This is a genomic window from Klebsiella sp. PL-2018 (assembly GCF_019048985.1).
In the GTDB taxonomy this organism is placed as follows: Bacteria; Pseudomonadota; Gammaproteobacteria; order Enterobacterales; family Enterobacteriaceae; genus Klebsiella; species Klebsiella michiganensis.
This window is the reverse complement of sequence record NZ_CP077673.1, coordinates 5,694,635-5,713,399: the sequence shown is the minus strand read 5'-3', so window position 1 is coordinate 5,713,399 and position 18,765 is coordinate 5,694,635. Positions and strand designations below refer to the sequence as shown.

The 18,765-nt window shown below is 58.0% G+C and carries 18 protein-coding genes; 6 read left to right on the top strand and 12 right to left on the bottom strand.

The window, feature by feature from the left end:
* The first annotated feature begins 37 nt into the window (after positions 1 to 37).
* A complete protein-coding gene (locus MKleb_RS26960) occupies positions 38 to 1,342 on the top strand; it encodes an SLC13 family permease (RefSeq protein ID WP_014227261.1) in 1,305 nt (434 codons plus the stop codon).
* Between the two features lie 94 nt (positions 1,343 to 1,436).
* On the opposite strand, the gene tpiA is transcribed toward MKleb_RS26960, so the two are convergent.
* Both tpiA and MKleb_RS26950 read right to left on the bottom strand, forming a co-directional pair.
* Positions 1,437 to 2,204, bottom strand: coding sequence for a triose-phosphate isomerase (tpiA, locus tag MKleb_RS26955; protein ID WP_004855521.1), 768 nt, complete (start codon positions 2,202 to 2,204; stop codon positions 1,437 to 1,439).
* Between the two features lie 108 nt (positions 2,205 to 2,312).
* Positions 2,313 to 2,912, bottom strand: a complete 600-nt coding sequence (locus tag MKleb_RS26950) for a DUF1454 family protein (protein ID WP_004855520.1) — start codon at positions 2,910 to 2,912, stop codon at positions 2,313 to 2,315.
* A 112-nt stretch (positions 2,913 to 3,024) separates the two neighbouring features.
* Between MKleb_RS26950 and MKleb_RS26945 the strand changes: the two genes are divergently transcribed.
* On the top strand, positions 3,025 to 3,453 hold the full coding sequence (locus tag MKleb_RS26945; protein WP_004126694.1) for a DUF805 domain-containing protein: 429 nt from the start codon (positions 3,025 to 3,027) through the stop codon (positions 3,451 to 3,453).
* Here MKleb_RS26945 and fpr read toward each other — a convergent pair whose 3' ends face one another.
* From fpr to gmk, 7 genes are all read right to left on the bottom strand, one after another.
* Positions 3,454 to 4,200 carry a ferredoxin--NADP(+) reductase gene (gene fpr / locus MKleb_RS26940; protein ID WP_014227260.1) on the bottom strand — a complete coding sequence of 249 codons (747 nt, stop codon included), beginning with the start codon at positions 4,198 to 4,200 and terminating at the stop codon, positions 3,454 to 3,456.
* A gap of 96 nt (positions 4,201 to 4,296) precedes the next feature.
* The gene (gene glpX / locus MKleb_RS26935; RefSeq protein WP_014227259.1) at positions 4,297 to 5,307 is read right to left on the bottom strand and encodes a class II fructose-bisphosphatase; all 1,011 of its coding nucleotides are present in this window, start codon (positions 5,305 to 5,307) and stop codon (positions 4,297 to 4,299) included.
* Positions 5,308 to 5,360: 53 nt separating this feature from the next.
* Complete coding sequence (gene recG, locus MKleb_RS26930) at positions 5,361 to 7,442, bottom strand: ATP-dependent DNA helicase RecG (RefSeq protein ID WP_025107825.1); 2,082 nt, start codon at positions 7,440 to 7,442, stop codon at positions 5,361 to 5,363.
* Positions 7,443 to 7,444: 2 nt separating this feature from the next.
* Positions 7,445 to 8,134 (bottom strand): tRNA (guanosine(18)-2'-O)-methyltransferase TrmH, encoded by a 690-nt coding sequence (trmH, locus tag MKleb_RS26925; protein WP_025107824.1) that lies wholly within the window; start codon positions 8,132 to 8,134, stop codon positions 7,445 to 7,447.
* Between the two features lie 164 nt (positions 8,135 to 8,298).
* Positions 8,299 to 10,419 carry a bifunctional GTP diphosphokinase/guanosine-3',5'-bis pyrophosphate 3'-pyrophosphohydrolase gene (gene spoT / locus MKleb_RS26920; RefSeq protein WP_004855514.1) on the bottom strand — a complete coding sequence of 707 codons (2,121 nt, stop codon included), beginning with the start codon at positions 10,417 to 10,419 and terminating at the stop codon, positions 8,299 to 8,301.
* An 18-nt stretch (positions 10,420 to 10,437) separates the two neighbouring features.
* The gene (rpoZ, locus tag MKleb_RS26915) at positions 10,438 to 10,713 is read right to left on the bottom strand and encodes a DNA-directed RNA polymerase subunit omega (protein ID WP_004106927.1); all 276 of its coding nucleotides are present in this window, start codon (positions 10,711 to 10,713) and stop codon (positions 10,438 to 10,440) included.
* Positions 10,714 to 10,767: 54 nt separating this feature from the next.
* Positions 10,768 to 11,391, bottom strand: coding sequence for a guanylate kinase (gmk, locus tag MKleb_RS26910; RefSeq protein ID WP_004106926.1), 624 nt, complete (start codon positions 11,389 to 11,391; stop codon positions 10,768 to 10,770).
* A gap of 257 nt (positions 11,392 to 11,648) precedes the next feature.
* Between gmk and ligB the strand changes: the two genes are divergently transcribed.
* A complete protein-coding gene (ligB, locus tag MKleb_RS26905) occupies positions 11,649 to 13,325 on the top strand; it encodes an NAD-dependent DNA ligase LigB (RefSeq protein WP_025107823.1) in 1,677 nt (558 codons plus the stop codon).
* Between the two features lie 5 nt (positions 13,326 to 13,330).
* On the opposite strand, the gene MKleb_RS26900 is transcribed toward ligB, so the two are convergent.
* Positions 13,331 to 13,948 carry a trimeric intracellular cation channel family protein gene (locus MKleb_RS26900; protein WP_014227255.1) on the bottom strand — a complete coding sequence of 206 codons (618 nt, stop codon included), beginning with the start codon at positions 13,946 to 13,948 and terminating at the stop codon, positions 13,331 to 13,333.
* A gap of 274 nt (positions 13,949 to 14,222) precedes the next feature.
* Here MKleb_RS26900 and MKleb_RS26895 point away from each other — a divergent pair, with 274 nt between their 5' ends.
* A complete protein-coding gene (locus tag MKleb_RS26895; RefSeq protein ID WP_025107822.1) occupies positions 14,223 to 15,482 on the top strand; it encodes a chloride channel protein in 1,260 nt (419 codons plus the stop codon).
* A gap of 73 nt (positions 15,483 to 15,555) precedes the next feature.
* Here the strand turns inward: MKleb_RS26895 and MKleb_RS26890 are convergent, their stop codons facing one another.
* Complete coding sequence (locus tag MKleb_RS26890) at positions 15,556 to 16,419, bottom strand: YicC/YloC family endoribonuclease (RefSeq protein ID WP_004126669.1); 864 nt, start codon at positions 16,417 to 16,419, stop codon at positions 15,556 to 15,558.
* Positions 16,420 to 16,542: 123 nt separating this feature from the next.
* On the opposite strand from MKleb_RS26890, the gene rph reads away from it, so the two are divergent.
* Positions 16,543 to 17,259 carry a ribonuclease PH gene (gene rph, locus MKleb_RS26885; RefSeq protein WP_004106921.1) on the top strand — a complete coding sequence of 239 codons (717 nt, stop codon included), beginning with the start codon at positions 16,543 to 16,545 and terminating at the stop codon, positions 17,257 to 17,259.
* 65 nt (positions 17,260 to 17,324) lie between these two features.
* Entirely contained in the window at positions 17,325 to 17,966 is a 642-nt protein-coding gene (pyrE, locus tag MKleb_RS26880; RefSeq protein WP_025107821.1) for an orotate phosphoribosyltransferase, read from the top strand.
* A 152-nt stretch (positions 17,967 to 18,118) separates the two neighbouring features.
* Here the strand turns inward: pyrE and slmA are convergent, their stop codons facing one another.
* On the bottom strand, positions 18,119 to 18,715 hold the full coding sequence (gene slmA, locus MKleb_RS26875) for a nucleoid occlusion factor SlmA (RefSeq protein ID WP_004855507.1): 597 nt from the start codon (positions 18,713 to 18,715) through the stop codon (positions 18,119 to 18,121).
* Positions 18,716 to 18,765: the final 50 nt, after the last annotated feature.

Here is an 18,765-nt window from a genome sequence, read left to right as displayed (position 1 = left end):
GTCGTATTCTTGCTGAAAAAATCGACAGGAGACAGGTATGTCGCTCTGGTTGTCCCACCCTCTGTTCCTTCCTTCTATCATCGTCGGCATCACTATTCTCCTCTGGGCGACTTCGCTACTGCCGGAGTTTATGACTGCGCTGCTGTTTTTTGCCGCAGCGATGATCGCCAAAATCGCGCCGCCGGAGGTCATTTTCGGCGGCTTTGCCTCATCGGCGTTCTGGCTGGTGTTCAGCGGATTTGTGCTGGGGATCGCCATACGCAAAACCGGGCTGGCGGACAGGGCGGCCCGGTCGCTCTCGTCGCGGCTGACCGACTCCTGGCCGCTGATGGTCGGCAGCGTGGTGCTGCTCAGCTATGCGCTGGCGTTTGTGATGCCGTCCAATATGGGGCGTATCGCGCTGCTGATGCCGATTGTGGCGGCAATGGCCAGGCGTGCCGGCATTGAAGAGGGGACGCGCCCGTGGTTTGGCCTGGCACTGGCAGTGGGGTTCGGGACCTTCCAGCTGTCTGCCACCATCCTGCCCGCCAACGTCCCGAATCTGGTGATGAGCGGCGCGGCGGAGGGATCGTATGGTATCCATTTGAATTATCTTCCCTATTTACTGCTGCATACGCCGGTGCTCGGCTGGCTCAAAGGGGCTGTGCTGATCGCCTTGATATGCTGGCTATTTCCCGGAAAACCGCACCCGCCGCGCGACATGACGCCGCTGCCGCCGATGAGCCGCGATGAGAAGCGCCTGGCGTGGCTGCTGGTGGTGGTGCTGACGCTCTGGGTGACGGAGAGCTGGCACGGCGTGGGGCCGGCCTGGACGGGGCTGGCGGCGGCGGTGATAACGCTGCTGCCGCGGGTCGGTTTTATCAGCGGCGAGGAGTTTTCCAGCGGCGTGAATATCCGCACCTGTATTTACGTCGCCGGGATTTTAGGGCTGGCTATCACCGTGACGCAAACCGGTATCGGCGGCGTGGTGGGGAATGCCCTGCTGCAGATTATGCCGCTGGATAAAGAGAGTCCGTTCACCAGCTTTCTCGCATTGACCGGCATTACCAGCGCGCTGAACTTTATCATGACCGCTAACGGCGTACCGGCGCTGTATACCACCTTCGCGCAGAGCTTCTCCGATGCGACCGGCTTCCCGCTGCTGAGCGTGATTATGATTCAGGTGCTGGGATACTCCACGCCGCTGCTGCCGTATCAGGCATCACCGATTGTGGTGGCAATGGGGCTGGGGAAAGTGCCTGCAAGGGCGGGAATGCTGCTGTGTATTGCGCTGGCGGCGGTAAGCTATTTGATTCTGCTGCCGCTGGACTACCTGTGGTATCAGGCGTTGGGGAAACTGTAGGCTGCACCGCTCGGTGATTTTCCCGGAACCTGGCCGGGCAACCGGGCGATAACCCCGGTTGCAAAGTGCGACCGGGGAAAGGCCTTAAAGCGAATTACGCTTTTTTCGCGGCTTCTGCTGCTTTAACGATCACCGCGAAAGCGTCAGCTTTCAGGGATGCGCCGCCAACCAGCGCGCCGTCGATGTCCGGCTGGGTGAACAGCTCTGCTGCGTTGCCCGCGTTAACGGAACCGCCGTACTGGATGATCACTTGTTCAGCCACTTTCGCATCAGCTTTAGCGATGTGGTCGCGAATGAATTTGTGTACAGCCTGAGCCTGAGCCGGGGTAGCGGATTTGCCGGTACCGATCGCCCATACGGGTTCATAAGCGATAACTGCGCCTTCGAACGCCGCCGCGCCCTGGGTTTTCAGAACGGCGTCGATCTGACGCGCGCACACTTCTTCCGTTTTGCCCGCTTCGTTTTCCGCTTCGGTTTCACCGATGCACAGAACCGGGATCAGACCCTGCTCTTTCAGTACCGCGAATTTCCTGGCGATAAACTCGTCGGACTCTTTGTGGTAGGTACGGCGCTCGGAGTGGCCGATGATGATGTATTCAGCGCCGATGTCTTTCAGCATTTCGGCAGAGGTTTCGCCAGTGAACGCGCCGGACAGGTTCAGGTCAACGTTCTGCGCGCCCAGGTGAATGTGGCTGCCCGCAGCGGCTTGTTTAGCCAGGTCGATGTACATCTCAGGCGGAGCAATGGCAACTGCACAGCCGGTTACGCCAGCCAGTTCGGTACGCAGGTTCGCGACCAGTTCGTTTACCATGTGGCGGCTGCCGTTCAGTTTCCAGTTACCCATCACTAAAGGATGTCGCATTTTTATTCTCCACGCTTTAAAGCGAATTAAGGAATATAGCCGCCCCCGCGGGCAGCATGGTCTGTGAAACAGTATAGAGATTCATCACTGGAAAGGCTTTGCTTTTTGTCATTTATTGTTGTTTTCCAGCGTTTCAGATAGCGCCAGCTTAATCGGTTCAACAGCGAAGGTCAGCCCCTTTTCGCCGTTGTCCGCCACCACATAGCGCACAGCACCTTCCGTTTCGGAGAAGTAACGTTTGCCTTTTCCGGCGGTCAGCAGTTTCTGCAGCTTCTGCTGGCTTTGCGTCAGGCTGAGCGTGGGTACGAACGCGCGCATCACGGCGCTCATATACTCCTGGGCTCTCGCTTTCGCCGCTTTCTGCTGCGGCCCCTGAATCGGTAGCCAGGTGATCTGCATCGATTTAATTTTGAGCGTGCCGCGTTCAAGCGCGGTCGACGCGTAAAGGTTCTCATTGATCTTCGTGGCGGCGCGGGTCAGGTTTGCCTGGTCTTTGCTGGCGGCGACGGCGCGAAATTCATTGAGCGATAGCTTCGGGTTATCGTTGTTGAATTTTTCCCGAAACTCGCTGATGGAAATATCAAAGGCCGGCGCGCCGGAGAGAAGATAGGGCGCCGTAGCGCTGGCGTCTGACTCGGCGGACAACGCTTTTTGGCCGACGGATAATGCCGCCAGCCCAATTAAACATAAGGTTGCCCACTTCTTCATGCCCATCTTCCCTTTTTTTATCTGCTGACGATTAAAACGAGAACCGTCACGCTTGTCAAAAAGTCACGCCTTCAGGGTAAACTACGTCGGTGATGATGATAAGGAATAAAACATGACCCTACAGCAGTGGCTATTCTCAATTAAAGGGCGGATTGGACGTCGCGACTTCTGGATCTGGATCGCTATCTGGATAATGACCATGAGCGCGCTGTTCACGCTGGCCGGTAGTAACCTTCTCAATTTACAGACGGCGGCTTTTATTCTGGTGTGCCTGCTGTGGCCGACGGCGGCGGTGACCATTAAACGCCTGCACGATCGGGGTAAATCCGGGCTCTGGGCGCTGCTGATGATTCTGGCGTGGATGCTGCTGGCGGGCAACTGGTCGATGCTGCCTGGGGTCTGGCAGTGGGGCGTCGGGCGGTTTATACCGACGTTGATTATCGTCATGATGCTGATCGACCTGGGCGCGTTTGTCGGTACCCAGGGCGCGAATAAGTTTGGTAAAGAGACGCTGGACGTGCGCTGGAAAGCGGAATCCTGATTACCAGTAGTGTTCGGCGGTCATATGACCCGGCCGGCGACGCAGGTGCTTGCTCATCTGCCGGGTCTCTTTCAGCAGCTGCTGGGTGTCGCGCACCATCTGCGGGTTACCGCACAGCATGACGTGGCTGCTCTCGGCGTTCATCGGCAGGCCGACGGCCTCTTCCAGCGCGCCGGTTTCAATCAGGAACGGGATACGTCCCGTGAGCATGCCCGGCGCGGTTTCCCGGCTCACGACCGACTGGATGCGCAGTTTGCCCGCATAGCGCGCTTCCAGCGCCTGCATCTGCGGCAGATAGCTGAGGTCGGCGGCATAGCGCGCGGCGTGCACCAGTACCAGGTTTTTAAAGCGATCCAGGTCCTTCCCTTCTTCCAGAATTGACAGGTACGGGCCAATCGCCGTGCCGGTGGCGAGCATCCATAGGGTGTCGCAATCCGGCACCTCTTCCAGCACGAAGAAACCGGCGGCTTCGCTGACCACCTGGACTTCATCGCCCGGCTTCAGAGCCGCCAGCCGCGGGCTGAGCTTGCCCTCCGGAACCGTCACCAGATAGAACTCAAGATCGGGGTTGCTGGGGGCGTTGACGTAGGAATAGGCGCGCTGCACGCGTTCTCCGTCTACGTCCAGCCCCAGTTTGGCAAACTGCCCAGCGGTGAAGGGCGCAACCGGCGCGTGAACGGTGAGGCTAAACAGTGCATCAGTCCAGTTCTGTACTTTTACCACTTTGCCCGTAACCCAGTTTGCCATAGCGACTCTCCTCTCAATCCTGTTAACGTATCTTCACCGCGACGAGAGCAGATTTCCAGCCCGAAAAGGCTGGAAAGCTCTATTGATCAAATGTTTTTACAGGATGTGCAGCTGAATATCCGGGTCTTTGCGATCGAGATAATGAATCGATTGAATACGGCGGATAGTGCGGGATTTACCGCGGATCAGCAGGGTTTCGGTGGTGGCCATATTGCCTTTACGGGTGATACCGTCCAGCAGATCGCCCTTGGTGATGCCGGTTGCCGAGAAAACCACGTTGTCGCTGCGCGCCATATCGTCCAGGCGCAGCACTTTGCCTGCTTCAATGCCCATCGCCTGACAGCGTGCCAGCTCGTTTTCGCCGATGCGGCGGTTCTCTTCGCTGTCGCCCTTCACGTGGTGACGCGCCAGCAGACGGCCGTTCATATCGCCGTCCAGCGCGCGGATCACCGCAGCGGAAACGACGCCTTCCGGCGCGCCGCCGATACCGTACATGACGTCAACTTCGCTGTCCGGCATGCAGGTCAGAATAGAGGCGGCAACGTCGCCGTCGGGGATGGCGAACACGCGCACGCCCAGCTTTTGCAGCTCAACAATGACGTCGTCATGGCGCGGCTTGGCTAAGATGGTGACCGTTAATTCACTCAGCGGCTTATTCAGCGCGCGGGCGATGTTATGCAGGTTCTCCGCCAGCGGCAGGTTCAGATCGATGGTGCCCTTCGCTCCCGGGCCGACAATCAGCTTTTCCATGTACATATCTGGCGCATTCAGGAAACAGCCCTTATCGCCTACCGCCATGACCGCCAGCGCGTTCGCCTGGCCCATCGCCGTCATGCGGGTGCCTTCAATGGGATCGACGGCGATATCTACCGCATCGCCGTGGCCGGTACCGACGCGCTCGCCAATGTACAGCATCGGCGCTTCGTCGATTTCGCCTTCGCCAATCACGATAGTGCCGTCGATGTTGATCAGGTTGAGCATAATGCGCATGGCGTTGACGGCGGCGCCGTCGGCGGTATTTTTATCACCGCGGCCTAACCATTTGTAGCCTGCCAGCGCGGCGGCTTCGGTGACGCGCGAAAATTCGATGGCCAGTTCTCGTTTCATAATCCACTCATCTGAATAAAAATTATGCGCAGCGTGGCGAGATGACGTTCGCGCTACGCGTTGGAATAGCGTTCGGTTTCCGGCATCCAGCGCTCTATCAGCGCCTGTGCCTGCTGGGGATAGCGTTCGTGAATATGGCGGGCGATGCGCTGAACTTCCGGGATCATGGCCTGATCGCGCAATAAGTCCGCGACTTTAAATTCAGCGTTGCCGGTCTGACGGGTGCCGAGCAGCTCGCCGGGGCCGCGAATTTCCAGGTCTTTTTGGGCGATGACGAAACCGTCATTGCTATCGCGCAGAACCTGCAGGCGCTTCTGGGCGGTTTTTGACAGCGGCGATTTATAGAGCAGCACGCAGTGGGAGGCTACCGCACCGCGCCCGACGCGCCCTCGGAGCTGGTGCAGCTGCGCCAGCCCCAGACGCTCCGGGTTTTCGATGATCATCAGGCTAGAGTTGGGCACGTCCACGCCGACTTCAATCACCGTGGTGGCGACCAGCAGATGCAGCTCGCCCTGCTTGAACGCGCTCATTACCGCCTGCTTCTCGGCGGATTTCATACGCCCGTGCACCAGGCCGATATTCAGCTCCGGCAGCGCGAGCTTCAGCTCTTCCCAGGTGGCTTCCGCCGCCTGAGCTTCCAGCAGATCCGACTCTTCAATCAGCGTACAAACCCAGTAGGCCTGGCGACCTTCGTGAGTGCAGGCGTGACGTACGCGGTCAATAATATCGCTGCGTCGCGTATCCGGAATGGCCACCGTCGTAACCGGCGTTCGGCCCGGCGGCAGTTCATCGATGACCGAGGTGTCGAGGTCGGCATAGGCGGTCATCGCCAGGGTGCGCGGAATCGGCGTGGCGGTCATAATCAGCTGGTGCGGGTGAAATCCCTGCTGTTGCCCTTTCTCCCACAGCGCCAGCCGCTGATGGACGCCAAAACGGTGCTGCTCGTCGATAATCACCAACGCGAGGCCGTTAAACTGGACCTGCTCCTGAAAGATGGCGTGGGTGCCGACAATCATCTGTACCTGTCCGCTGGCGATAGCCTCCTGCTGCGCCAGGCGCGCTTTGCCTTTTTGTTTGCCCGCCAGCCAGCCCACCTCAACGCCCAGCGGTTCGAACCAGCTGCGGAAGTTATTGGCGTGCTGTTCAGCCAGCAGCTCGGTCGGCGCCATCAGCGCTACCTGTTTGCCGTGGGCGATGGCGCGCAGGGCGGCAAGCGCGGCGACCAGGGTTTTACCGGAGCCCACGTCCCCCTGCACCAGACGCATCATCGGCACGTCCAGCGCCATATCGCGTTCGATTTCAGCCGTGACGCGCGCCTGCGCGCCGGTCGGCGTAAAGGGGAGGGAGGCCAGCAGCTTATCTTTTAGCGTGTCGTTAGCGCTGAGCGCGAGGGCGTGGTAGCGCTGGGCGCCTGCCCGCAGCGCCAGCATGCTGAGGTTATGCGCCAGCAGCTCTTCCAGGATTAAGCGCCGCTGAGCCGGATGTTTGCCGCTTTCCAGCTCGCTAAGCTGTAACGTGGGCGGCGGACGATGCAGCGTGCGCAAGGCGTCCGGCAGGCTCATCATCCCCTGCGCCAGCTCAGGCGGCAGCAGCTCGGCGATCGCGCAGGTTTCAAGCAGCTCCAGCGCCTGGTCGGTGAGCTTACGCAGCGTAGCCTGCTTGATGCCTTCGGTGGTGGGATATACCGGGGTCAGCGTTTCCTGTAAATCAGGGGTACTCATGTCGCCCTGAACCCGATATTCCGGATGGATCATCTCCGCTCCGTGCTTACCGCGCTTCGCCTCACCGTAGGCCAGCACGCGGCGCCCGGTTGCCAGGCTATTTTTCATCGCCGCGCTGAAGTTAAAAAAGCGCATAGTGAGGATGCCGGAGCCGTCGCTTATCTGGCAGGTCATCATCCGGCGGCCGCCGAAAGTGATGTTGCAGTTGAGGACTTCGCCTTCAACGGTGGCGTAAACGCCGGGCAGCAGTTCGCCGATGTGATACAGATGGGTGCGGTCTTCGTAGCGCAGCGGCAGGTGCAGAAGCAGATCCTGTACCGTATGCAGGCCGATTTTTGCCAGCTTACTGCTCTGGGCCGCGCCAACGCCCGTCAGGGAATTGAGCGGCACCGCATCCAGCAGACGGCCCTGCATGTTTACTTCGCCGCCTGCATGGTGGCCCACCACGCGGCATCGGCTTCGACTTCGCCCTGCTCGTTGACGTGGGGGTAGGGAAGTCCCTTGCGTTTAGCGACCTTCGCCAGCACCGGATAGCCGCCTTCAAACAGCAGGCGCTGCTGGTCTTCTTCCGGCAGCATACTGTTCTCGCGCCGGTACATGCCGGCGTTCTGCCGCTGGCGCTGGGCTTCGTAGAGGATAAGCGCTGAGGCGACGGAAACGTTCAGCGACTGCACCATGCCAACCATCGGAATGATGATGTCCTGGTCCGCCAGGTCTAACGCTTCCTGCGTAATGCCGGTTTTCTCCTGCCCCATCAGGATACAGGTGGGACGGGTATAGTCGATTTCACGGAAATCGACGGCGTTATCAGAGAGATGGGTCGCCAGGATCTGCATGCCCTGGCCTTTTAAATGCGTGACAGCCTCGCCAATAGTACGGTGGGTTTTGACCTGCACCCAGCTATTGCTGCCGGCGGCCGCGGAGGCCATGGTACGCATACGGCTACCGGGCCAGATGGCGTGCACTTCATGCACGCCAACGGCGTCTGCGGTACGAATGACCGCAGAGACGTTATGAGGCTTATGGACCTGCTCCATGCAAACTGTCAGGTCAGGCTGGCGCCTGGCGAGCATCTCGCAGATACGCGCATAACGCTGTAAATTCATGATACTTCCATCCTTCGAATGACTCTTTAATCGCTGCGGATTACGCGGCCCATTCCTGGGCCTTGCCCCTTACCGGGCCGCTGTAAGCAGCGTTCAAATCTGCTCCCGGCAGATTTGTCATTCGCTTGCCGCCTTGACGCAATTCGAATGATTTTGTGGAAGAGCTAGTTTCGGTTACGGGTGACTTTTATTACATCCGGCATGACGCGAATTTTGCGCATGATATTCGCCAGATGCACGCGGTCGCGCGCGGTAAGGCGAATAAAGGCGCTGTAAACGCGGCCATCTTTCTCTTCCGTATTCAGGCTTTGAATGTTGGAAGAAGCGGTGTTGATCGCCGCGGTAAGATTCGCCAGGGCACCCTGATGGTTGAACATATCCACCTTGATTTCGGTGATAAATTCCTGCGCCGTCTCTTTGTCCCACTCGACCGCCATAAATTTCTCCGGCTCTTTCTGATAGCCGCGAATGTTACGACAGGACTCATGGTGAATAACCAGGCCTTTGCCCGGGCTGACGTGCGCGATAATCGGGTCACCGGGGATCGGACGGCAGCATTTGGCGAAGGTGATCAGCACGCCATCCGCGCCTTTAATCGGCAGATGATTATGGCCGACAGGCGCTGGCTGTACAGGCACGGCGGTGGTTTCACCCTGCTGCAGGTTTTTTGCTACCACGACGCTCATGGCGTTGCCGAGGCCGATTTCGGCCAGCAGATCGTCAAGCGTGGTCAGCTTCATGCGTTCAAGTTCACGCTGAATGTTCTCGGGCGGGATCTCGGCCAGCTTGCGGCTACCGCCGAGGGCGTGATTGAGCAGGCGGCGCCCGAGGCTTACGGAGTCGTCGCGCTTAAGGTTTTTCAGCAGCTGGCGAATTTTGGCGCGCGCTTTCGAGCTGACGACAAAGTTCAGCCATGCGGCGTTCGGACGTGCGCCCGGCGCGGTGATGATTTCCACCGTCTGGCCGCTGGAGAGCGACTGCGACAGCGGATACGGCTGGCGGTCGACGCGGGCGCCGACGCAGGCATGGCCGATGTCGGTATGCACCGCGTAGGCGAAATCCACCGGCGTCGCGCCAGCGGGCAGTTCGACAATGCGCCCTTCCGGGGTGAAAACGTAAATCTCATCCGGGAACAGATCGGATTTCACGCTCTCAATAAATTCAAATGAACTACCGGCGCTCTGCTGGAGCTCCAGCAGGCTCTGCATCCAGCGCTGGGCGCGGATTTGCGCCGTGGTGCTGCTCTCGCCGCCGTGCTCTTTATAAGCCCAGTGAGCCGCCACCCCCATTTCCGCCATCTGGTCCATGTCTTCGGTACGAATTTGTACCTCAACCGGGACGCCGTGCGGGCCGATCATCGAGGTGTGCAAAGATTGATAGCCGTTCGCCTTTGGAATGGCAATATAGTCTTTGACGCGACCCGGGCGCGGCTTATAAAGGCTGTGCATCTGGCCAAGCACGCGGTAGCAGGTGTCGGAATCATGGACAATCACGCGGAAAGCGTAGATATCCATAATCGAGTGAAAGCGCTGCTCTTTGAGCACCATCTTGCAGTAGATGGAGTACAAATGCTTTTCGCGACCGCTAACGCGACAGGGAATTCCCGCTTCCTGCAGGCGCCCTTCGATTTCGGAGAGGATCTTTTGAATCATCTCTTTACGGTTGCCGCGCGCCGCTTTAACCACCTCTTTAATGACGCGGTAGCGGTTAGGATACAGCGCCTCAAAGCCCAGCTCTTCGAGCTCGGTTTTGATGTGATGGATACCTAAACGGTGCGCCAGAGGGCTGTAGATTTCCAGCGTTTCGCGGGCGATGCGGCGGCGCTTGTCCGGGCGCAATGAGCCCAGCGTGCGCATGTTATGGGTGCGGTCAGCGAGCTTGATAAGGATGACGCGGATATCCTGCACCATCGCCATAATCATTTTGCGAAAGTTTTCAGCCTGGGCCTCTTTCTTGTCGCGAAACTTAAGCTTATCAAGTTTTGACACCCCCTCTACCAGTTCAGCAACGCTTTTACCGAAAAGCTGCTCCATGTCCTGGTAGGTGGCGGGGGTATCTTCTATCACGTCGTGCAGCAGAGCGGCCATCAGCGTTTCATGGTCGAGTTTCATCTCGGCCAGGATACAGGCTACCGCTACCGGGTGCGTGATATAGGGTTCACCGCTTGAACGTGTCTGGCCCTCGTGAGCGTCACGTGCAACGAGATAAGCCTGCCGAAGACGTTTAATTTGCTCTTCGGGCAGGTAGTTTTGAATCAGCTGATTCAGGCTTTCAAACAGATACAAGGGCGACCCGCAGTGTGATTAACGACGACCTTCAGCAATAGCGGTAACGGCTTGTAATTCAGCGGCTTCCTGCTCTTGCTGTTCCTGGCGCTCACGAACGTCGAGGATCTTGTTGTTGATCAGACCTTCTTCGATTTCGCGCAGTGCGATAACGGTAGTTTTATCGTTTTCTTCCGGTACCAGCGGATCCTTTCCGCCTACCTGCATCTGACGAGCGCGACGCGCGGCGACCAGTACCAGGTCAAAACGGTTACCAATTTTCTCTACAGCGTCCTGAACAGTTACGCGTGCCATACTTAAAATGCTCCACAGGTGAAGAAATGACTGGGCATGATACTGAATGTGGGTTCAGTCTGCCAACAGTTTGGTGATTAAAGCGCCATGTCGCTGCTTTTGGCGGCTCATGCGCAGACGTTCGGCGCGAATAATAATTTTCAGATCGCTCAGCGCGGTATCAAAATCATCATTCACAATCAGGTAATCATACTCCGCGTAATGGCTCATTTCTGCAACTGCCTGCGCCATACGTTTTGCGATAACCTCTTCGCTGTCCTGACCGCGGCCGCGCAGGCGACGATCAAGCTCATCTTTTGACGGCGGCAGGATAAAAATGCTGCGCGCGCCGGGCATTCTGTTGCGGATTTGCTGCGCGCCCTGCCAGTCGATATCGAGGAAGACGTCGACGCCGGTCGCCAGTACCTGCTCGATAGCTTCGCGCGAGGTGCCGTAATAGTTGCCAAAGACTTCTGCATGTTCAAGAAAAGCGTCTTCGCCAATCATCGTCCTGAATTCGTCGTGATTCACAAAGAAATAGTGTTCACCGTGCACTTCACCCGGGCGCGGAGCGCGCGTGGTATGCGAAACAGAAACCTGAGAGTCGTACAACGGTTGGGTTTTTAATAAAGCCTGAATCAGGCTGGATTTACCCGCGCCGCTAGGGGCGGAAACAATATAAAGCGTGCCTTGAGCCATGAGTGTCTTTTGTATGTGGTGGTCGAAATAGAGCTTACATACGAGCCTATTATACACGGCGGCACCGCGTGACGCAGTCCCTGTCACACTTTTTGCGTTCTTTCTTTCATTTTGCTTGCCGTTTCCCTGATTTCTCCGGGCGTTGCAGAAACAATGCAGAAAACCTGGATGCCTGCTCGCAGCGTTAAAAATCCCTCCTCGCGGACGAAAATACGCCTGCGGCACAATCGCCGACGAGAAAACAGGAGGGCATCGCGATGCAAAATGGAGTCTGGGCGCTGGTGCTGTGGATGCTGGTGGGATACGGGCAGGCAGCCTGCCCTGCGTGGCCGCAGGCCAGGGCCGATCGGGAGATTGAACGTCTCAGCCAGCAGATAACGGAATGGAAAAACGCCTACTGGCAGCAGGGGAGCAGTACGGTAAGCGATGAGATCTATGACCAGCTTGCGGAGCGGCTGGCGTACTGGCGGCGCTGCTTCACCGGCGAGGCTCCCGCTCACGATGCGTCTCCTCCCCTAAAAGGGGAGGCCAGACATCCGGTGGCGCACACCGGCGTGCGTAAACTGGCAAATCAAGCCGACGTGGCGCGCTGGATGCGCGGTCAATCCGGCCTGTGGGTACAGCCTAAAGTCGATGGCGTCGCGGTCACGCTCGTGTATCGGCAGGGGCGTCTGACCCAGGCGATAAGCCGGGGTAATGGCCTGGCCGGGGAAGACTGGACGGCCAGGGTCTTGCAGATCCCCTCCGTGCCTAAAGTCTCTGACGGCGTACTGGCGAATAGCGTTCTACAGGGTGAGCTGTTCCTGCTCCGCGAGGGGCACGTGCAAAAGCAGATGGGCGGCATGAACGCGCGGGCAAAAGTTGCCGGCATGATGATGCGCCAGCAGGCTGCGGCGGATCTTAATCAGCTGGGTCTCTTTATCTGGGCATGGCCCGATGGGCCGCAGGATATGAAACAGCGGCTGGCGCTGCTGCGGCAGGGCGGCTTTATTTACAGCGCGCTTTTTTCGCACCCTGTCGCGGATGCGCAGCAGGTTGAACAGTGGCGCCAGCGCTGGTTCACTTCACCGCTGCCTTTTGCCAGCGATGGCGTTGTGGTGCGGCGGGAAAAAGCATCTCCCGGGCGCTTCTGGGTTCCGGGTCAGGGCGATTGGGTTATCGCCTGGAAATACCCGCCCGCCTCACGCGTCATGGAGGTTCGCCGTATCAGCTTTAGCATCGGGCGCAGTGGTAAAATAGCCGTGGTGGCGCATCTGGAGCCGCAGATGCTGGACGATAAGCGCGTGCAGCGGGTGAGCGTCGGTTCGGTATCCCGCTGGTACAATCTGGATATCGGTATTGGCGACCAGCTGCAAATCAGCCTTGCCGGGCAGGGGATACCGCGCATCGATTCGGTCGTCTGGCGCACGGCTCAGCGTAATAAACCCCAGCCACCGGCGGCGCGTTTCAATGCTTTAACCTGCTATTTTGCCACGCCCGAGTGTGCGGAACAGTTTCTTTCGCGGCTGGTCTGGCTCTCATCCCGATCGGTTCTCGATATTGACGGCGCGGGAGAAGCGCTATGGCGGTCCCTGCATGACGCGCGCAGCATGGAGCATCTCTTTTCATGGCTGGCGTTTACGCCGGAGCGGCTGCAAGCCATACCGGGGGTCTCGACGCTGCGCGGGCAGAGGCTGTGGCACCAGTTCAATCTTGCGCGCGAACGGCCTTTTCTGCGCTGGATCCAGGCGATGGGAGTCCCTATACCGAAGACGGCGTTTGCCCGGCTGAAGGAGGATGACTGGCGACGGATGCAGGAGCGAAACGAAGAGCAGTGGCGGCGCCTGCCGGGGATCGGGGCGGAAAGAGCGCGGCAGCTGGTGACGCTCTTACATCACCCGGATGTTGCCGCACTGGCGAAGTGGCTAAGCGGGCAACGCGTTCCGGGATTCTGAAAGCATTAATGTGCGCTATGGTTGTAGTTAAATACCGGCAGGCCCAGCTTCCAGCGCAGCGCCAGCATGCGGGCGGTAAAGCCGAACAGCAGGGTAGAGATCACCACCACATCGTGGTTGCTGACGTAATGCTGAAGCGCGATGTATAAAATCGCGGCGGCGAATGACACCCCGGCGTAAAGCTCTTTCTGGAACACCAGCGGGATACGCTTGCAGAACATATCGCGCAGCACGCCGCCAAAAACGCCGGTGATGACGGCGGCAATGGAGGCGATGACCGGGCCCTGGCCCATATCCAGCGCGATCTGGGCGCCAATGATAGAGAACACGATCAGGCCGAGCGCATCAAGCACCAGAAACAGACGGCGCAGATGCGGCATCACCGGCGCGGCAATCGTGGTCAGGACCGCAGCAATGGCGACAATAATGACGTACTCGGGGTGCTGCACCCAGCCCAGAGGATAGTGGCCGAGCAGAATATCGCGCACTGAACCGCCTCCGAGGGCCGTCGCGGTGGCAATGATAATGACGCCAAACGTATCCATACGGCGGCGCCCGGCAGCCAGCGCGCCGGTCATGGCTTCCGCAGTAATCCCAATCAGATAAAGAATATGAAGCAGCATAAATCCCCCACGGTGATGGCGGAAGGTTAACGATTTGTGCGCAAGATCACGATTGAGATTTTCTAAAGCGAATGAATTTAACCTGATTAAACTAATGCATGATAGGTTTAAATCGGCTGAATTTAACGGTTCCTTTGTCATTTATTCATTTTTAGTGATTATAAAAAGTAATGTGAAAGCCGTCGATGCGTATCGATATTGAAAACGCGATGAATACCTGTTGTTTAACTCTCGACCTTTATCCTTTTATTTTCCTCCTTCAGGGCCTGAGAAAATGACTGCAGCAGCTGGCAATAAAAACTATCTCACCCGCCTGATTGCCGTTGTGCTGACGGGGCTGCTTGCCGGCATCTCAGGCATGGTTCTGGCGCTGATTTTACACGCGATTCAGCACCTGGCCTTTGGCTACAGCCCCGGGCAGATCGTGAGCGCGGAGTCATTTCTACAGGGCGTCACGGATTCATCCTGGCCTCGTCGCCTCTCGGCAATCGTCGCGGGGGGAGCCATCGCAGGATTCGGCTGGTGGCTCCTTGGGCGCTATGGGCAGAAGCGAGTCTCAATAGCGTCAGCGGTGGCAAATCCTTCGGTGGCAATGCCTGCGGGTACTACAACGATTCATGCCCTGTTGCAGATCGTCACCGTGGCGCTGGGCTCTCCGCTTGGCCGCGAAGTGGCTCCGCGGGAAATGGGCGCGCTGGGGGCAGGGATGGTGGCGCGTAAGCTGGGACTGCTGGCGGATGAAACCCGAACGCTGGTTGCCTGCGGCGCCGGTGCGGGCCTGGCGGCGGTGTATAACGTTCCGCTGGCCGGTGCGTTATTCAGCCTTGAGGTAATGCTGCTGTCGTTTAGCTGGGAAAAAACGCTGGCGGCGATTATCACCTCGGCGATTGCCGCGTGGACGGCAACGCTCGGGTTAGGCGAGGAATCGCAATACCATTTTACTTCCGACATCCTGCCGCATTCATTTCTCTGGTGGGCGATTATCGCCGGCCCCATTCTTGGCGCCGGGGCCTGGCTCTTTCGCAAAGCGACCAGCACGGCTCGCTCGCACGTTCGAAGCAACTGGCAGATGCCGGTTTTCTGTCTGCTGGCGTTTTCCCTGCTTGCCGCCCTCAGCCTCTATTTCCCCCAGCTTCCGGGAAACGGTAAAGGGCCTATGCAGCTGGCTCTCAGCGATGAACTGGGTTTCCCCAGGGCGGCGATGCTGCTGGCGCTGAAAATGGTGGTGATTCTGGCGGTGCTGCGCGGCGGCGCGGAGGGCGGCCTGCTGACGCCGGGGCTGGCGGTCGGCGGCCTGACCAGCCTGCTGCTGTGTATGCTCTGGCAACAGCTGCTTCCCGGCGGAGATTACGGCAGTTTTGCTCTCGTCGGCGCGGCGGCGTTTCTCGCCGCATCCATGCAGATGCCGCTAACGGCGGTCGCGCTGGTGATGGAGTTCACCCACATGGATCACAGCTATCTGGCCCCCACGCTGCTGTGCGCCGCAGGGGCATTTTTAACCTGCCGGATATTGGATAAGAACTACGCCTTCTGAAACGCAGCGAAAATAAAAGGCCATGATTTACCATGGCCTTTTGTCCGTGCGTGGGTTGGCGAGCGAAAAACCGTTACTCGATGTTCTGGATCTGCTCGCGCATTTGTTCGATCAGCACCTTCAGCTCAATGGCGGAGTTCGTCACTTCGGCATTGATTGATTTAGACGCCAGGGTGTTCGACTCGCGGTTGAACTCCTGCATCATAAAGTCGAGGCGGCGACCGACCGCTTCTTTCTTCTTCAGGATATTCCACGTCTCTTTCACGTGCGCTTCCAGACGATCCAGCTCTTCGGCGACGTCTATACGCTGCGCCATCAGCACCAGCTCCTGCTCGAGGCGGTTGTTTTCCAGTTGCACTTCCGCATCTTCCAGCTTGGCAACCAGACGCTCGCGCTGCCACTGCAAAATTTCCGGCATATGGGCACGTACTTTAGCCACCTCGGCCGTTACGCCGTCGAGACGCTGTTCGATCAGCGCTTTCAGCGCCTGGCCTTCGGTTTCGCGGGCGACGATAAAGTCATCCAGCGCACCGTTTAACGCGCCCAGAATTTCGGCGGCAATGGCGTCCAGATCCTGTTCATGGGCCGACATCACGCCAGGCCAGCGCAGAATATCTACCGGATTGATTTCGCCTTCGTCGCTCTGCATTTTGACCCAGTTGGCGGCGTTAACCAGCTGCTTTGCCAGTTTTTCGTTAAGGATCAGCTCACCCTGCGCGCTCGGGTCCTGCTCAAAACGCAGGGTACATTCGACTTTACCGCGGGTCAGACGGGAGCGAATACGTTCACGCACCACGGGCTCCAGGCTACGGAACTGCTCCGGCAGGCGGAAGTAGGTTTCCAGATATCGTTGGTTTACCGAGCGCAGTTCCCACGCGGCGCTACCCCATTCACCCTTGATTTCACGCCGGGCGTAGGCGGTCATACTGCGGATCATAGACGTTCCTGTTTTTAAAGGAGAGTGGGGTGGATTATAGCTTTCGAGGCCTTATCAGGATAGGAATAAGCGCGCATTATCCGTATAATGCGCAGCCACATTCGTTTCAAGCCGGAGAACATCATGCGTCCAGCAGGCCGTAGCGCTAATCAAGTGCGCCCAGTAACCCTGACCCGTAACTACACAAAACACGCAGAAGGCTCCGTGCTGGTCGAATTTGGTGACACGAAAGTATTGTGCACCGCTTCTATTGATGAAGGCGTGCCGCGCTTTCTGAAAGGCCAGGGCCAGGGGTGGATCACCGCCGAATACGGCATGCTGCCGCGTTCTACCCACACGCGTAACGCGCGTGAAGCCGCAAAAGGTAAGCAGGGCGGACGCACCATGGAAATCCAGCGCCTGATCGCGCGTGCGCTGCGCGCGGCGGTTGACCTGAAAGCGCTGGGTGAGTTCACCATCACTCTGGACTGCGATGTGCTGCAGGCAGACGGCGGCACCCGTACCGCGTCTATCACCGGAGCCTGCGTGGCGCTGGCCGATGCGCTGAATAAGCTGGTCGCGGCCGGTAAGCTGAAAACCAACCCGATGAAAGGAATGGTGGCGGCGGTCTCCGTAGGCATCGTGAATGGCGAAGCGATTTGCGATCTGGAATACGTTGAAGATTCCGCGGCGGAAACCGATATGAACGTGGTGATGACTGAAGATGGCCGCATCATTGAGGTGCAGGGTACTGCGGAAGGCGAGCCGTTCACCCATGAAGAACTCCTCACCCTGCTGGCATTGGCCCGGGGGGGTATCGAATCCATTGTCACGACGCAGAAAGCGGCGTTGCAAAACTAGTTTTTAAGGCGACTGAGAAGTCGCCTTTTTTTTGTCCGTAGAAAAGTAAGATGAGGAGCGAATCCATGAAACCGTATCAGCGCCAGTTTATTGAGTTTGCGCTTAACAAGCAGGTACTTAAGTTTGGCGAGTTTACGCTGAAATCCGGGCGCAAGAGCCCCTATTTCTTCAACGCCGGCCTGTTTAATACCGGGCGCGATCTGGCTCTGTTAGGCCGTTTTTACGCCGAAGCGCTGGTGGATTCCGGGATTAATTTTGACCTGCTGTTCGGCCCGGCCTATAAAGGCATCCCTATCGCCACGACCACGGCGGTCGCGCTGGCGGAACATCATGACCGCGATCTGCCTTACTGCTTTAACCGCAAAGAGGCGAAGACTCACGGCGAGGGCGGAAATCTGGTGGGGAGCGCGCTGCAGGGCCGCGTTATGCTGGTGGATGATGTTATTACCGCAGGCACCGCGATTCGGGAATCGATGGAAATTATTCAGGCCAACGGCGCTGAGCTGGCCGGCGTACTGATCTCTCTGGATCGTCAGGAACGCGGACGCGGCGAAATCTCCGCGATTCAGGAAGTTGAGCGCGACTACGGCTGTAAAGTAATTTCCATCGTGACGCTGAAAGACCTGATTAGCTATCTGGAAGAGAAGCCGGAAATGGCTGAACACCTGACTGCCGTTCGCGCCTATCGCGAAGCGTACGGCGTATAAACATCTGCCCGGCAGGCAACGGTCTGTCGGGGCGATTGCCGGCAAAACGGCCAGCCGCGGCGAGAAGAGCGCCTGGGTATCAATGCGGATAATGCCGGGCATTCCTGCGGGAAGAGATGCAGCCCTTCGGGCTGCACAGAGACCGGCGAGAATTATTTCAGCTGGGCGGCGACCAGCGGCCAGCGGGCGTCAAAATCGTCCGTCGGGCGATATTTAAACTCGCTGCGCACAAAGCGCGATAGCATCCCTTCGCAGAATGCCAATAGCTGGCTGGCCAGCAGGGCTTCATCGACGGTATAGCCTTCGCCTTCGCGCATTTTCTTTTCACGCAACACCTGACGCAGCTGAACTTCAATGCGCTCGAACAGCTGATTGATGCGGTCCTGAAGACGGTCCTGTTCAAACATCAGCGCATGGCCGGTCAGAATTCTTGTCAGCCCAGGATTACGCTCGCCAAACCCAAGAATCAACAGCACAATCAGACGCAGGCGCGCTGAGGTGTCTTTTTCATCTTTTAAAATCAAATTGATGCGCGTAATCAGGCTGTCTTCGATAAATTCAATCAGGCTGTCAAACATGCGGGTCTTGCTCGGGAAGTGCCGATACAGAGCCGCTTCGGATACGCCAACGGACGCCGCCAGTTTCGCTGTGGTAATGCGCTGACTTCCATCGCTGGATTCAAGCATTAGCGCCAGAGATTGAAGTATTTCTTCGCGACGATTCCTTTTCGCAGTTTGTTTTTCTGCCATGTTTTAAAATACCCCTGAAAAAAAGCACTTGTCAGGCAGGCACCCACAAA